This window comes from Streptomyces sp. NPDC029526 (assembly GCF_040637405.1).
Taxonomy (GTDB): Bacteria; Actinomycetota; Actinomycetes; order Streptomycetales; family Streptomycetaceae; genus Streptomyces.
On record NZ_JBEZWE010000016.1, the window covers coordinates 120,150 to 134,552 of the forward strand.

A 14,403-nucleotide genomic window follows, 5' to 3' on the forward strand; every position below is an offset into this window, starting at 1 on the left:
GACGCGGGCCCGGCCCGGGCCCGGAAAGGCCCGGAAACACGAAGGGCAAGGAGTGCGTCCCTCCTTGCCACTCTCAACGTATAGCGCACCGGGGGGCTTGCGGCAAGGCCCCGGTGCTCTCGCAGAATGGCGGGCCTGCGCCGGAAACGCCTCGATGTCCGGGTGTCCCGGATGCCCTGACGCGGCACGGCGCAGGCCATGACCGAACGCTGCGGAACGGGTGGACCGATGAAGGACGTGATCGTGGTCGGCGGCGGCCCCACCGGGCTGATGCTGGCCTGCGAACTGAGGCTGCACGGGGTGGACGTCGTCGTCCTGGAGAGGCTGCCCGGACCGTCCGGGCAGTCCCGCGGACGGGGCCTGCACACGCGCAGCGTCGAAGTGATGGACATGCGGGGGTTGTTGGACCGCTTCCTCGCGGTGAGTGAGAAGTTCCGGGTGGGCGGCCTCTTCGGCGGCCTCACCACGCCCTGGCCGGACGGGCTCGACACCGCGCACCCCTACGGCCTGGCCACCGCCCAGCCGGACACCGAACGGCTGCTCCACGAGCGCGCCCTCGAACTCGGCGCCGACATCCGCCGGGGCCACGAGGTCGTCGGGGTGACCCCGCAGCCCGGCCGGGACGACGACGCGGACGGGGACCGGGACCGGGACCGGGAGGCCGTCGAGGTGCTGCTGGCGGACGGTTCCCGGCTGCGGGCCCGCTACGTCGTCGGCTGCGACGGCGGGCGCAGCACGGTGCGCAAACTGCTCGGTGTCGGCTTCCCCGGTGAACCCGCCACGGTGGAGACGCTGCTCGGGGACATGGCGGCGACCGCCGATCCCGAGGAGATCGCCGCCGTCGTCGCCCGGGTCCGCCGGACCGAACTGCGGTTCGGGGCGGTGCCCGACGTGGACGGCCACCGCGGGGTGTACCGCTTCGTGGTCCCGGCCGACGGGGTGTCCGAGGACCGGACCGGACCGACGCTGGAGGAGTTCAAGGAGCGGCTGCGCGCCGTCGCCGGCACGGACTTCGGGGTGCACGAGCCCCGTTGGCTGTCGCGGTTCGGCGACGCCACCCGGCAGGCCGAGCGCTACCGGGTCGGACGGGTGCTGCTGGCCGGGGACGCCGCCCACGTCCATCCCCCGACCGGCGGGCAGGGGCTCAACCTCGGGGTGCAGGACGCGTTCAACCTCGGCTGGAAGCTGGCCGCGACGGTCAACGGCTGGGCGCCCGAGGGGTTGTTGGACACCTACCACGCGGAACGGCATCCGGTGGGCGCCGCCGTCCTGGCCAACACCCGCGCGCAGATCGCCCTGATGCGGACCGACCCGGGCACGGTCGCGCTGCGGGAGCTGTTCACGACGCTGATGGCGATCGACGAGGTCAACCGGTACGTCACCGGGATGATCACCGCGGTGGACGTCCGCTACGACGTGGGCGAGGGTCACGACCTGCTGGGCCGCCGGCTGCCGGACCTCCCGCTGGAGCGGGGGCGCCTCTACGCGTCGATGCACGAAGGGCGCGGGCTGCTGGTCGACACGACGGGGGCGCTGACGGTCTCCGGGTGGGAGGACCGGGTCGACCGGGCGGACGGTGCCGGCGAGGGGCTCGACGTGCCCGCCGCGCTGCTGCGACCCGACGGCCACGTGGTCTGGGTCGGTGACGAACAGGCATCCTTGGAGGGGCAGTTGACGGCCTGGTTCGGCGCCGCCGCGGTCGGGTGAGGATCCCGGGCGCCCGGCCGCACGCAGGGAGCCCGGCGGCGGTCCCGGCAGCCGGAAACCGTTCGAAAGGGTGCCGCTCGCCGTGGGATGCTGCGGACATGGACACCAGGGCGGGGACGAGCACCGAGTTCAGGACGACCACGGGCCGGGTGACCGGACGGCGGTTGCCCGACGGCGTGATCGCCGTCCTGGGGGTGCCCTACGCGGCGCCGCCGTTCGGGCCGTACCGTTTCCGCGAGCCGCAGCCGGTGTCCGGCCGGGACGACATGGCTCCGCGTGACGGCACGTCCTTCGGACCCGTCGCTCCGCAGTCGGCGGAGCTGCCCGGTGCGCCGGTGTGGCGTCCCGGCGACGAGGACGTCCTCACCGTCAACGTGTGGGCGCCGCGGCAGCCGGACGCGGCTGCCCTGCCGGTGCTGTTCTTCATCCACGGCGGTGCCTACACCTTCGGCTCCTCCGCGCAGCCCCACCTGGACGGCGCGGCCCTGGCCCGCTCCGGCACGGTCGTGGTGAGCTGCAACTACCGGGTCGGGTTCGAGGGGTTCGGCCACGTGCCGGGCTTCCCCGACAACCGCGGCCTGCTGGACCAGATCGCCGCGCTGCGCTGGGTGCGGGAGAACATCTCCGCGTTCGGCGGCGACCCGGAACGGGTCACCGTGGCCGGGCATTCCGCCGGGGCGGGGTCCGTCGCCTGCCTGCTGGGCATGGACCGGGCGCGCGGGCTGATGCGGAGGGCCGTAGCCCACAGCGTGCCCGGCACGTTCTACTCCGTCGGCGCCGCGGCGGCCGTCTCGGCGAGGATCGCGGCCGTCGCCGGGGTCGGGGCGACGGCCGACGGGCTGCTCTCCGCCTCCCCCGCACAACTGGTCACCGCCTCCGACGCGGTGGCAGCGCGGAGCGCCGTCGACCCGGTCCTGCCCCACCACGCCGTCGACCCCGTGGTGTTCCAGCCGGTCGTCGACGGGGACGTGCTGCCCGCGGACCCGCTGGCCGCCGTGGAATCCGGTGCCGCGCGGGACGTGGACCTCCTGGTGTGCCACACGCTGGAGGAGCAGTGGTTCATGCACGCGACGGGCAGCGTGCGCGCACCCCGCTCGGAGGACGAGGTCGCGGACGCCGTCGAGGCGCTGCGGCTCCCGCGCCATCTGGCCGCCCGGTACGGGGAGTCGATGCCCGACGCGTCCCTGCTGGACCGGTTCCTGGCGCTGCTGGGCGACGCCTGTTTCGGCGAGTACACCAGCCGCCTGGCGGAGGTGCACGCGCGGGCCGGCGGCCGGGCGTTCCTCTCCCGGTTCGCGCGCCGGCGCCCGTCGCCGGACGGTGAGGTCAGGCCCTGGCACACCGCCGACGTCCCCTTCGCCCTCGGCACGCTGGACGCGCCGGACGCGCGGTTCCTCATCGGCGGCGCCCCGGACGAGCAGGACCGCGCCCTGTCCCGCCGGATGGTGCGCGCCTGGGCGGACTTCGCCGACCGCGGGGACCCCGGCTGGTCCCCCGTCACCCCGGACACCGTCCCGGTGCGGATGTGGGCGGTGCCGGACGACGGCCTGGCCGACGACGCCTCCTTCCCCGTGCGCCGGCTGTGGCGGGACGTCGAACTCGGGACGCCCGAGCCGTCACCGCACCCGTAGGCCAGGGAACCGCCCGGCCCCACGGGCGCGGTGGCGGCGCTTGACCCTGCCGCGACGGCAACGTCTGTACTGGGGCCATGCGAACCGGAGAGCTCGCCGGCCCGGCCGGCGCCACGACCCTCACGGCCCTGCGCACCGTGGTGCGCCGTTCCGTCGCCGCCCTCCTGCCCGCCGAGGTCCTACTGGTCCTGTGCGTGGTGGGAGGGGTGCGGCTCCCCCCGGGCCTGCTGTGGGTGCTGCGGACCGTGGTGGGCACGGCGCTGCTCCTGGCCACCGTCCTGCTGTGTCTCGACCACCGCCGTCACCGGCGCGCGGGCCTCGGCAGCCGTTCCGCCCTCCTCGCCGCCCTCGCGGACAACGTGCCGGTGCCCGTGCGCCGGCTGGCCGCCCACGAGGTGTTCCTGTCGACCAGTTTCCTGCGGTGGGTGACCCGTCGGGGACCGCACGGGGTGCGGGACGGCGACACGGCCGTGCCGTACGCGTCCGGGCAGACGGCGGTGATGGCCGGGTTCCTCTTCGTCTGTGTCGTCGAGACGGTGGTGCTGGCCCTGGTGGTCCCGTGGCCCGTGGTCCACGCGGTGCTGCTCGTGGTGGACCTGTGGGGTTGCTACTTCGTCGTCGCCCTGCACGCGTCCTGTGTGGTGCGCCCGCACGTGATCGGCGCCGACGGCTCGCTGCGGCTGCGGTACGGGGCCCTGCTCGACATCCGGGTCCCGGCCGGCCGCATCGCCTCGGTCCGCGCGGCCACGGCGTTCCCCGAGGGGAGGTTCGCCGCCGTGTCGGGCGACGGGACCGCCGATCTCGCCGTGGCGGGACTGACCACGGTGACGGTCGAACTCACCGAGCCGGTGCGCTTCGTCCGCGTCCTGGGCAGGCCCGCCGAGGCCCGCGCCTTCCGCTTCTACGCCGCGGACGCCGCCTCGGCGGTGGCCGTGCTCAGGGCCGCCGTCGCCCGCCGGGACGGGCTGGGTGCCGGCGTCACCGGGACGGGTCCGGGGCCTGGGGGTGACGCGGACCGCCGGTTCACCGGGACGGGTCCGGGTCCGGCGGGGTGACGCGGACCGCCGGTTGACCGGGCGCGGGCGGTCGATCTCCCGCAGCTCGGTCCCCGTACGCGGATCCGGCGACCCGTCGGCTCCGGGGCCCCGGTCTCACCCCCGGTCGCCGTCGGACGTCGGTCCCTGTGACGTGGGGGACGCCCGGGGCTCGCTCGGGACCGGGGTGACCGGTGGCATCGGCATCACGGAGTCGGCGGGGCCGGGGTGTTCGGCGGGGCCGGGGACGGCGGGTTCGGGGGAGGCCGGGGTCGTCGGCGTCGGCGAGGTGCTGCTCACCGGCGGGGCCAGGGGCACCGTGGGGGCGGCGGGTCCGTCGGAGGCCGCCTGCTGGAAGGGCAGCGCCACCAGAAGGGCGACGCCGCAGAGGAGGCCGGCCCCGGCGGCGGCGCGGACCGTCCGGCGCCGGGCCGCCCGGCGGCGGATCTCCTCGAACCGGCCGGGGGGCGGGCCCAGCAGGTCCCCGGAGGGACGCAGGATGACGGCCAGCGGGTCGTCGGGCGCGAACTCCGGTCCCTCGTCAGAGTGTGTGATCAAGGCTTCTCCTCAGGTGGGCGCGGAGCAGTTCCCGGGCGGCGTGGAGGTCGGCCTTGACGGTTCCCTCCTTGCGGCCGGTCACCACGGAGATCTCACGGATCGGCAGGTCCGCGTAATAGTGCAGCAGGATCGGCACACGCAGCCGTTCCGGCAGCGACTGCACCAGCAACCGCACGGACGGGTCGGTCTGCTCGGCGTACGGCCGGACGGCGGTCTCGGCGGTGACCCGGTGCACGGCCCGGCGCTCGCGTTCGAGCTTGCGCCAGTGGTCCCGGACCAGGTTGGCCGCGGTGACGTACAGGAACGCCCGGGGTTCGGACACCGACGTCCAGCGGGCCCACAGCCGGGTGAACGCCTCCGAGGCGATCTCGTGGGCCGTCCCGTCGTCGTCGACCAGGCGCCGGCACCAGCCGGCGAGGCGCGGATAGAGGACGGCGAAGAGCTCGGACGCCGCCTTGTCTCGGGACCTTCTCAAGGTTCTCCAAGGTCGTGGGGTACCAGTGTCGGGGGCCGTGCGCACGGGGTCGCGCGGGGGGTGCCGCGGGCCGCCGGCCGGGCCGCCGGCAGGTGGATCCGGTGGCCCGGCCGTGGCCGGTCAGCCCCGCGGGGCGGCGCGGGCGGCGAACACGATGACGTTGTCCCGGTACGCGTCGCCGACGCGGGGGCCGCCGCAGGTGATCAGGCGCAGCTCCGGCCGGCCGACGGGGCCGTAGACGTCGTCGGTCGGGAAGTCCGCCCGGGCCACCGTCCGCACGGAGCGGACGGTGAACTCCGGGGTGGTGCCGCTCTCCAGGCGCGCCTGGATCCGGTCGCCCCGGCGCAGGCGGGCCAGGTGACGGAAGACGCCGTCGCCATGGTCGCCGACCGTGACGTGACCGAGGATCACCGACGGTCCGGTGGTGCCCGGTGGGGGCGAGTACCGGTACCAGCCGGCCGGGTCGTCGGCCGTGACCGGGGGCACCTCGACGGTGCCGTCCGGGGCGAGCCCGAGCCGGATGACGGGGGTGTCGACCCCGATCGCCGGGATCCGCAGCCGGACCGGGACGGACGGGCCGGGAGCGTCCGGCCGCGGGCCGCGGCGCGTCGCCGGTGCCGTGCGGCCCGGGCGGTCGTCCCCGGTGTCCGGTGGGGTGCGGTGCCCGGCCCCGCAGGCGGCCAGCACCGAGGCGGTCGCGGCGGTGACGAGGGCGCGCCGGGAGAGGGAGGTCATCCCGCGGTCGTCCGCCGGCGGCGCACGAGGACGATCACGGCCCCCGAGGCGGCGAGGGCCGCGGCGGCGCCCCCGCCGATCAGCGTGGCGTCGGGGCCCGAGGCCGGGGCGGCCTGGCCGGTGTCGGGCGCGCCGCTGGGCACGACGGAGACCTCGCCGGGCTCGGCGGGGGCCGGGGCCTCGGTCTCGGCGGGGACCGGCGCCTCGCTCGCGGACGGGACCGGCGAGGGGTCACCGTCGGTCTCCGGGGCCTCCTTCGGCACGGTGGTCGGCTGGGCGTCCGCGACGGGGACGGCCGGGGCGGCTCCGTCGGCGAGCGCGGGTGCCGCGCCCGCCAGGACGGCGGTGCAGGCGAGGGCCGCGGCACTGAGGACGGTTCGGCGCATGGGGGGCTCTCCTTGGTGACTCGTCGCCCGCAGGGTGGTCCGGCGGGCCGGTGGTGGATCGTGCGGAGAGACGAGGCGGCACCGTGGCGGGTTGTAAAGAGCGGGCAAAGTCCGGTGCCGGAAGCGGATCGTGACGGTGAGTCGTGGTGAACGCGCGGGCCCGTCACCCGGATGTCCGCGCAGCGCTGGTCGCCCGGGCGGGGCGGTGGTGCGGTGAGGGGAGAAGGGGAGCCGCCCGGGACCAGCCGACGGCGGCCGTCTTGTCCTCAGGAGGCGCTCGTGACCACCCCCCGCCCGGCCGTCCGTCCGTCCCGCGTCACCGCGTCGGGTGGGTCCGCGTCCCGCCCGGTCGCCCGGCCGCCGGCCGGACCGCGCGCGGCAGCCCGCCCGGTGCGGGTCCTGGCCGCCGTCCTCGCCGCCGGGACGCTGCTGGCCACCGCCGCCTGCTCCGGCGGAAGCGGGGAGAGCGGGGCCGCGTCCGGCACGGCGTCCACCGTGGCGGAACGGCCGCCCGCGGCGCAGACCACCGCGTCCCCCTCCCCCGGGCAGCAACTGACGGAGACCGGCGCGCGGAACGCGCTGATCACCGGCTCGGACCTGGAGGACGCCTGGAAGCCGGTGAAGGACCCGAGCACCTGGCGGGACTCACTGCTCCTGGGCGACGTGGACGCCGCACAGTTCCTCACGGGCAAGAGCGACGCGCAGGACTGCAAGCGGCTGATGGACTCGCTGTACGACGAGACGCTGCTGGGCACGCCGTCCGGGGCCTCGGCGATCACCGGGTTCGAGGAGGGCGACTCCCGGCTGCTGTACCAGGTCGCCGCCTATCGGAAGGCCGATCTGGACCAGTCGATGGAGTGGCTGAAGTCGCTGCCCGCGGCCTGCGACGAGTTCACCCTGACCGGCAGCGACCACGGCGAGCGCACCGTCCAGGTCGTCGAGCGGACGCTGCCCGGGGAGGGGGACGCCCGGCAGGGGCTGACGGTGACGGTGAAGGGCACCGCCGACGGCGATCCGGTGACCCTGACGCTGGACGTGGCGGCCGTCCAGGTGGGCGCGAACGCGATCACGGTGACCAACGGCGGGCTGGACGGCGCAGCGCACGACTCCACCGACGCGGCGGTGACGCAGGGCACGCCCCGGCTGATGGAGGTGCTGGCGGGCGGTACACCGCAGCCGACGCCCAGCGGAGCCGAGTGACGACGGCGGACCGCCCCCGCTCCCGGGTCTTCCGGGAGCGGGGGCGGTCCGGCGGTGCGGCACCGCGCGGGGCGGCGAGAAAGGTGCCGCACCGGGTCCGGTCAGGCGCCGGGCAGGACGCCGGTGCGGGCCACCTCCGCGTACCAGCGGGCGCTGGCCTTGGGGATGCGGGTGCCGGTCGGGTAGTCGACGTAGACCGCGCCGAACCGCTTGCTGTAGCCGTGCGCCCACTCGAAGTTGTCCAGCAGCGACCACAGGAAGTAGCCGCGCACGTCGGAGCCGTCGACGAGGGCCTGGTGGACGGCGGCCAGGTGATCGCGCACGTAGGCGATCCGGGCGGGGTCGTTGACCCGGCCCTCGGGGTCGGCGTAGTCGTCGAAGGCCGCGCCGTTCTCGGTGATCACCAGCGGCAGCCGGGGGAAGTCCGCCGACAGGCGGCGCAGCAGGTCGTACAGGCCGGTCGCATCGACGGCCCAGCCCATGGCGGTCCGCTCGCCGGGCGGCTGGTGGAAGGCGACCCGGTCGGCGCCCGGCCAGGGGCTGTGGGCGCTGTTGCCGTGTCCGTCGGAGGTGTGGGTGCCGCTGCCGTCGGCCTCGGAGACGACGGTGGGCGTGTAGTAGTTGACGCCGAGGAAGTCCAGCGGCTGGTGGATCTCGCGCAGGTCGCCGTCGCGCACGAAGGACCAGTCGGTCAGGTGCGCGGTGTCCTTGAGGAGGTCCTCCGGGTAGGCGCCCTGGAGCATGGGGCCGGTGAACACCCGGTTGGCGAGGGCGTCGATGCGGCGGGCCGCGTCGGTGTCGGCGTCGCTGTCCGTGAGCGGGCGCACGTGGTGGATGTTCAGCGTCACGGAGCACTGGGCGGCGGCGGGGAGGCGGTCGCGCAACGCCTGGACGGCGAGGCCGTGGCCCAGGTTGAGGTGGTGGGCGGCGCGCAGGGCGGCCACGGGGTCGGTGCGGCCGGGGGCGTGCACGCCGGAGCCGTAGCCGAGGAAGGCGCTGCACCAGGGCTCGTTGAGAGTGGTCCAGGTGTGCACCCGGTCGCCGAGGGCGTCCGCGGCGAGGGCGGCGTACTCGGCGAACCGCTCGGCCGTGGCGCGCTCGGGCCAGCCGCCGGCGTCCTCCAGTTCCTGGGGCAGGTCCCAGTGGTAGAGGGTGGCGACGGGCTTGATGCCCTTCTCGAGCAGTTCGTCGGCGAGGCGCCGGTAGAAGTCGAGGCCCTTCTGGACGGCGGGGCCGCGGCCGGTGGGCTGGATGCGGGGCCAGGCGAGGGAGAAGCGGTAGGCGCCCAGGCCGAGTTCGGCCATGAGCGCGACGTCGTCGCGCCAGCGGTGGTAGTGGTCGGTGGCGATGTCGCCGGTGTCGCCGTTGCGGACCCGGCCGGGGGTGCGGGCGTAGGTGTCCCAGATGGAGGGGGTGCGGCCGTCCTCGGCGGCGGCGCCCTCGATCTGGTAGGAGGCCGTCGCGGAACCCCAGAGGAAACCCTGGGGGAAGGTGCGGGCCGCGTCCGGGGCGGATGCGGTCGGCTGTGCTGCGGTGACCACGTAAGTCCTTTCGAAGTGGTGGGGGTGGCACGCGGAACGCGTGGTGGGGGCCGGTGGTACGGGAGGGGCGGGGCGCGTCAGCCCTTGACGGCGCCGGCCATGATGCCGCTGACGATCTGCCGTCCGAAGACCAGGAACATCGCGAGCAGCGGGAGGGTGCCGAGCAGGGCGCCCGCCATGATCAGGGACTGGTCGCGGACGTAGCCGGCGCTGAGCTGGGTGAGCGCGACGGGGACCGTCGGGTTGGTCATGTCGAGCACCACGAACGGCCAGAAGAAGTCGTTCCAGGCGTGCACGAAGGTGATCATGAACAGGACGGCCATGGCGGGCCGCGCGACGGGCAGGACGATGCTCCAGAAGATGCGCAGCGAGTGCGCCCCGTCGACCCGTCCGGCCTCGACCAGTTCGTCCGGCAGGGCCTCGGACAGGTACTGCCGCATGAAGAACACGCCGACCGCGCTCACCAGGGTGGGGAAGATGACGGCCGGGAGCTGCTGCGACCAGCCCAGCTCGGACATCATCATGAACAGTGGGACCACGCCGAGCTGCGGCGGCACCAGCATGGTGCCGATCACCAGCATCAGCAGGGCGTTGCGGCCCTTGAACCGCAGTTTGGCGAAGGCGAATCCGGCGAGCGTCGCGAACATCACCGTGGACACCGCGATCACGCCGGCCACGATCAGGCTGTTGATCATGGCCTTGCCCATGGCCGCCTCGTCCCAGGCGCGGGCGAGGTTGCTGAACAGGTTCGGTCCGGGCAGGAACGGCGGCGGGGTCTGGCTGACCCGGGTGTTGTCGGTGGAGGCCGCCACCATGGTCCAGTAGAGCGGGAAGATCGACAGGATCGCCATGATGGCGAGCAGGACGTAGGCCAGCGGGCCCGCGTGGTGCTGGCGGCCGGCGCGCTGGCGCAGCAGCCGGCGTCCGCCGCGGCCCGGCGGTGTCTCGGCGGGCGGCCGGGCCGGGGTCTCGGTCCGGGCCGGGAGGCTGTGGGTGGTCATGGCGACTCCAGGTCAGGACGTGCGGGAGCGCAGGCGCTTGATCAGGCGCTGCACCACGAAGACGAGGACGAGCAGCAGGAACATGGCCCAGGCGACGGTCGCCGAGCGGCCCATCTGGTAGTTCTTCCAGCCCTCCTCGTACAGCAGCAGGCCCAGGGTCTGGTACTGGTTGTCGGCGCCGCCGGTGACGCCGTTGGGGCCCTGCCCGAAGATCAGCGGCTCACCGAACAGCTGGGTCGCGCCGATCGTGGACAGCACGATGGTGAACACGATGGTGGAGCGGATGCCCGGGACGGTGACGTGGGTGAACTGCTTCCAGCGGGAGGCCCCGTCGAGGGAGGCCGCCTCGTACCGGTCGGCGGGAATGGCCTGCATGGCGGCCAGGTACAGCAGGGCGTTGTAGCCGGTCCAGCGCCAGATGACGATGGTGGAGATGGCGACCTGGGCGGGCCACTTGTCGGCCTCCCAGTCCACTGGGTCGATGCCGACGGTGCCGAGCGCCCAGTTGATCATGCCGAAGTCGCGCTCGAAGATCATGGTGAAGACGAGGGCGGCGGCGGCGACCGACGTGGCGTAGGGCACCAGCGAGGCGACGCGGAAGAACAGCGAGGCCCGCATGCGGTAGTTGAGCAGGTGGGCGAGGCCGAGCGCCATCAGCAGCTGGGGCACCGTGGAGATGACCCCGATGGTGATGGTGTTGCCCAGCGCGTTCCAGAACCGCTCGTCGCCCCACAGTTCGACGTAGTTGTCGAACCCGACCCACTCCATGACGTCGAGGGTGGCCAGTTCCACCTGGTGCAGCGAGATCCACGACGTGTAGACGAGGGGGTAGAAACTGAAGGCGGCGAACACGACGAAGAACGGGGCGACGAACGCGTACGGGGCGCCCTTGACGTCCAGCAGGTGCAGCAGCGCGCCGCGCCTGCGGGGGGTGCTCTCGCCGCGCTTGCCGGGCGGCGGGCCCGGCGGCTCCTCGCCGGCCGGGGCCTTGGTGGTGGAGGTGGCCAACCGTCTTTCCTTCCTGGGTGCGAATGCGTGATCCCGGTCCCGGGCGCCGGGCCCGCCGCCGGTCGGCGGACGGGCCCGGACGGCCGCGGGGCGTGACGGGTCAGCCGACCGCCTTCTCGATGCGCTCCGCGGTGGTGTCCCACGCCTCGTCACGCGGGGTCTCCTGCTGCTCGATGAGCGTCAGGCCCTGCGAGAAGGTGTCCTTGATGGTGCCGTCCTTGCGGCCGAGGACCTGCTTGTCCGGGATCTCCCGGGCGGCGGCGCCGAAGATCTCGCCGATCGGCGCCCCGCTGAAGTACTCGGAGGTGGCGCCCTTCACCTCCGCGGTCTCCAGGGCCTTCTGCGAGGACGGGATGTTGCCGATCTCCTTGAAGATGTGGGCCTGCTGCTCCGGCGCGGTCAGCCACGCCACCAGCTTCTGGGCCTCCTCCTTCACCGGGCTCTGCTCCACCACACCGAGGAACGAACCGCCCCAGTTGGCGCCCTTCGGGGCCCGGGCGACGTCCCACTTGCCCTTGTTCCCGTCGCCGGCCTTCTCGCTGATGTGGCTCAGCATCCACGCCGGGCACACGGCCGTGGCGAAGGTGCCGTTGGCCAGACCCGGGTCCCAACCGGGCTGGAACTGGCGGAGCTTGGCCGTCAGCCCGTCCTCGGCGGCGTCGGCGGCGAGGTTCCACGCCTCCTTGACGACCGGGTTCTTGTCGTAGATCAGGTCGCCCTGCTCGTTGTAGTACTGCTCGGAGTGGCCGTAGACCATGGCGTTGAACAGGCCGCTGGCCGCGTCCATGTAGGCGACGTCCTTGCCCTTGAAGCCCTTCTTGAAGTCGCGGCCGGCCTCGACGTACTTCTTCCAGTCGCCCTCCCAGAGCTTGGCGACCTCCTCGCGGTCGGTGGGCAGACCGGCCTGCTCGAAGTAGTCCTTGCGGTAACAGACCGCCATCGGGCCGATGTCGGTGCCCAGGCCGAGCACCTTGCCGTCGGCGGTGCTGATCTGGGACTCCTTCCAGGGCAGGAAGTGGTCGGTGCCCGTCACCTCGGAGAAGTCGGCGAACTTGTCCGCCTGCGTCTCGGTGATCTCCTTGGCCCGGCCTATCTCGATGCCCTGGATGTCCTTCAGGCCCTTGCCCGCGGCGAGCCGGGTCTGCAGAGCGGTGTAGTAGGTCTGCTCGTCACCGGCGATCTCCGCCTTGATCTCGACACCGGGGTTCTCCTTCTCGTACTTTTCCAGGAGGCCGGTCTCCTTGATGCCCATGACCCCGTACAGGCCCATGGTGATGGTGACCTTGCCGTCCTTCTTGCCACCGCCGGTGGCCGAGTCGCTGTCGCCGCTGCAGCCGACGACCAACGTCAACGCACCGGCAGCGGCGATCGCCGCCACCGCCCTCGAACGCTTCACACGCTTCGAACCGGGACTGCCCATGGATCTCCTCCTAGCGACGGCGCTGAACACCGGAGTGACGAGGTCATGCGATGACTACAGCGGCTCTGAAAAGAGTGGGTACGTTCCCAACGCGGGGTGGGAACGTGCCCAACGACGCAACGAAGACTCGTGGGCGCGGCTCCGTATGTCAATGACTTGAACGCAAATTGTCGTACCGGCCCGTCTCCGCCCCGTCCCCGCCCGCCCATTCCGGCCGACCTCGGCGCCGCTCACCCCACGTCATCTGCAAGACTTGTCGCCGGTCACCTCCGCTGCCGGCACCGTTCGGCACGCGCCCGACCCCGCGTCCGCGGCTCGATCCACCGACAGGCCCCAGGGGGAGCAGATGACGGGGAACCGCCGTCCCACGATCAAGACCGTCGCCGCCCGAGCCGGCGTCGGCCGCACCACCGTCTCCCGTGTGGTCAACGGTTCCGACCTGGTCAGCGCCGAGGTCCGCACCCGCGTCCTGGAGGCGATCAAGGAGCTCAACTACGTCCCCAACTCGGTCGCCCGCGGCCTGGTCACCAACCGGACCGACGCCGTGGCCCTGGTCATCCCGGAGTCCGAGAGCCGGCTCGGCTCCGAGCCCTTCTTCGCCGCGCTGATCAGGGGCGTCAGCGGGGCCCTCACCGAGACCCGGACCCAGCTGCAGCTGATGCTGGTGCGCGACCAGGCCGAGCGGGACCAGCTCACCGAGTCGGTCGCCACGCGCCGCGTGGACGGTGTCCTGCTGGTGTCCGTGCACGCCGACGACCGGCTGCCGGGCATGCTGGAGGAGATGGGCCTGCCCACCGTGCTGGCGGGCCGACGGGACGCGGGCGAACAGCTCAGCTACGTCGACTCCGACAACGCCGGGGGCGCCCTGGAGGCGGTCCGGCACCTGCTGGGGCGCGGCCGCCGCAGGATCGCGACGATCACCGGCCCGGACGACATGGACGTGGGCCGGAGCCGGCTGGCCGGGTGGCGCGAGGCGCACCGCGAGGCGGGGCTGGCCGCCGACGAACTCCTGGTCGAGCGGGGTGACTTCACGGAGGAGAGCGGCGGTCGCGCCATGCGTTCGCTTCTTGAACGCGCACCGGATCTGGACGCCGTGTTCGCCGCCTCCGACCTGATGGCGGTCGGCGCGCTGGCCGAACTCCGGCGCCGGGGACGCAGGGTGCCCGACGACGTCGCGGTCGTCGGATTCGAGGACTCGGTGCTCGCCCGGCACACCAATCCCCCGCTGACCACGGTGCGTCAGCCGGTCGAGGAACTGGGCGAGACCATGGTGCGCATCCTCACCGACATCACCCGCAACGGCGCCCCGCGCCGGCACGTGACGCTGCCGACGGAGCTGGTGATCCGCGAGTCGTCGTGACGGGGCCGGCGGGGTGACGCGGTGCCGGGCGGCCGGGACCGGCCGCCCGGAGACGTGGGGCCGGCCTGGGGGCGTGCGGGAACCGCATCAGCCGGGGGCGTCGACCCGCCGTACCGGCCGTGGGGCGCCGTTCACCTGCGGTGAGGTCCCGGCAGGGTGAGGCGGGCCCCGGCCGGACGCTCGCGCCTCCCCGTTCCGGCCGGAGCCCGCGTCGGTCGATCCGGCCGGGGCACGCGTCGGCCGTGCTCCGGTCCCCCGTTATGTTTTCCGCGGTCCTGCAAGAGGGCCGCTGGCCTCCGGGCCCGGCATGACTGTGTCCCCCTGTCGATGGGATGACCTGGGGGGTG

The 14,403-nt window shown here is 73.7% G+C and carries 13 protein-coding genes; 5 read left to right on the forward strand and 8 right to left on the reverse strand.

The window, feature by feature from the left end; all coding sequences use genetic code 11:
* Positions 1-228 precede the first annotated feature (228 nt).
* The 3 genes from AB0F01_RS26015 (at position 229) to AB0F01_RS26025 (ending at position 4,393) form a co-directional block, all read left to right on the forward strand.
* A complete protein-coding gene (locus AB0F01_RS26015; protein ID WP_362100367.1) occupies positions 229-1,707 on the forward strand; it encodes an FAD-dependent oxidoreductase in 1,479 nt (492 codons plus the stop codon).
* A gap of 98 nt (positions 1,708-1,805) precedes the next feature.
* Positions 1,806-3,338 (forward strand): carboxylesterase family protein, encoded by a 1,533-nt coding sequence (locus AB0F01_RS26020; RefSeq protein ID WP_362100368.1) that lies wholly within the window; start codon positions 1,806-1,808, stop codon positions 3,336-3,338.
* Positions 3,339-3,415: 77 nt separating this feature from the next.
* Positions 3,416-4,393 (forward strand): hypothetical protein, encoded by a 978-nt coding sequence (locus tag AB0F01_RS26025; RefSeq protein ID WP_362100371.1) that lies wholly within the window; start codon positions 3,416-3,418, stop codon positions 4,391-4,393.
* Between the two features lie 96 nt (positions 4,394-4,489).
* On the opposite strand, the gene AB0F01_RS26030 is transcribed toward AB0F01_RS26025, so the two are convergent.
* The 4 genes from AB0F01_RS26030 to AB0F01_RS26045 all read right to left on the reverse strand — a co-directional run bounded on the left by AB0F01_RS26030 (position 4,490) and on the right by AB0F01_RS26045 (position 6,526).
* Positions 4,490-4,930: a hypothetical protein gene (locus tag AB0F01_RS26030; protein WP_362100374.1), complete on the reverse strand. Its 441-nt coding sequence runs from the start codon at positions 4,928-4,930 to the stop codon at positions 4,490-4,492.
* Positions 4,914-5,405, reverse strand: coding sequence for an RNA polymerase sigma factor (locus AB0F01_RS26035; protein WP_362100376.1), 492 nt, complete (start codon positions 5,403-5,405; stop codon positions 4,914-4,916). The genes AB0F01_RS26030 and AB0F01_RS26035 overlap by 17 nt, the downstream gene beginning before the upstream one ends.
* Before the next feature lie 120 nt (positions 5,406-5,525).
* Positions 5,526-6,140 (reverse strand): class F sortase, encoded by a 615-nt coding sequence (locus tag AB0F01_RS26040; protein ID WP_362100379.1) that lies wholly within the window; start codon positions 6,138-6,140, stop codon positions 5,526-5,528.
* Complete coding sequence (locus AB0F01_RS26045) at positions 6,137-6,526, reverse strand: sortase-dependent protein (RefSeq protein ID WP_362100382.1); 390 nt, start codon at positions 6,524-6,526, stop codon at positions 6,137-6,139. The genes AB0F01_RS26040 and AB0F01_RS26045 overlap by 4 nt, the downstream gene beginning before the upstream one ends.
* 399 nt (positions 6,527-6,925) lie before the next feature.
* On the opposite strand from AB0F01_RS26045, the gene AB0F01_RS26050 reads away from it, so the two are divergent.
* Positions 6,926-7,726 (forward strand): hypothetical protein, encoded by an 801-nt coding sequence (locus AB0F01_RS26050; protein ID WP_362100412.1) that lies wholly within the window; start codon positions 6,926-6,928, stop codon positions 7,724-7,726.
* Between the two features lie 101 nt (positions 7,727-7,827).
* On the opposite strand, the gene AB0F01_RS26055 is transcribed toward AB0F01_RS26050, so the two are convergent.
* The 4 genes from AB0F01_RS26055 to AB0F01_RS26070 all read right to left on the reverse strand — a co-directional run bounded on the left by AB0F01_RS26055 (position 7,828) and on the right by AB0F01_RS26070 (position 12,696).
* Positions 7,828-9,267 (reverse strand): GH1 family beta-glucosidase, encoded by a 1,440-nt coding sequence (locus AB0F01_RS26055; RefSeq protein WP_362100384.1) that lies wholly within the window; start codon positions 9,265-9,267, stop codon positions 7,828-7,830.
* 77 nt (positions 9,268-9,344) lie between these two features.
* Entirely contained in the window at positions 9,345-10,268 is a 924-nt protein-coding gene (locus AB0F01_RS26060; RefSeq protein ID WP_362100387.1) for a carbohydrate ABC transporter permease, read from the reverse strand.
* Positions 10,269-10,280: 12 nt separating this feature from the next.
* A complete protein-coding gene (locus AB0F01_RS26065) occupies positions 10,281-11,276 on the reverse strand; it encodes a sugar ABC transporter permease (protein ID WP_362100390.1) in 996 nt (331 codons plus the stop codon).
* Positions 11,277-11,376: 100 nt separating this feature from the next.
* Positions 11,377-12,696, reverse strand: coding sequence for an extracellular solute-binding protein (locus AB0F01_RS26070; protein ID WP_362100392.1), 1,320 nt, complete (start codon positions 12,694-12,696; stop codon positions 11,377-11,379).
* A gap of 346 nt (positions 12,697-13,042) precedes the next feature.
* On the opposite strand from AB0F01_RS26070, the gene AB0F01_RS26075 reads away from it, so the two are divergent.
* Complete coding sequence (locus tag AB0F01_RS26075; RefSeq protein WP_362100394.1) at positions 13,043-14,056, forward strand: LacI family DNA-binding transcriptional regulator; 1,014 nt, start codon at positions 13,043-13,045, stop codon at positions 14,054-14,056.
* The last annotated feature ends 347 nt before the right edge of the window (positions 14,057-14,403 follow it).

Bases quoted from the DNA above. Each gene is read 5' to 3' on its own strand.
- AB0F01_RS26040 (WP_362100379.1), bottom strand. From the start codon at position 6,140: ATGACCTCCCTCTCCCGGCGCGCCCTCGTCACCGCCGCGACCGCCTCG.
- AB0F01_RS26020 (WP_362100368.1), top strand. From the start codon at position 1,806: ATGGACACCAGGGCGGGGACGAGCACCGAGTTCAGGACGACCACGGGC.
- AB0F01_RS26025 (WP_362100371.1), top strand. From the start codon at position 3,416: ATGCGAACCGGAGAGCTCGCCGGCCCGGCCGGCGCCACGACCCTCACG.
- AB0F01_RS26045 (WP_362100382.1), bottom strand. From the start codon at position 6,526: ATGCGCCGAACCGTCCTCAGTGCCGCGGCCCTCGCCTGCACCGCCGTC.
- AB0F01_RS26070 (WP_362100392.1), bottom strand. From the start codon at position 12,696: ATGGGCAGTCCCGGTTCGAAGCGTGTGAAGCGTTCGAGGGCGGTGGCG.
- AB0F01_RS26060 (WP_362100387.1), bottom strand. From the start codon at position 10,268: ATGACCACCCACAGCCTCCCGGCCCGGACCGAGACCCCGGCCCGGCCG.
- AB0F01_RS26075 (WP_362100394.1), top strand. From the start codon at position 13,043: ATGACGGGGAACCGCCGTCCCACGATCAAGACCGTCGCCGCCCGAGCC.
- AB0F01_RS26015 (WP_362100367.1), top strand. From the start codon at position 229: ATGAAGGACGTGATCGTGGTCGGCGGCGGCCCCACCGGGCTGATGCTG.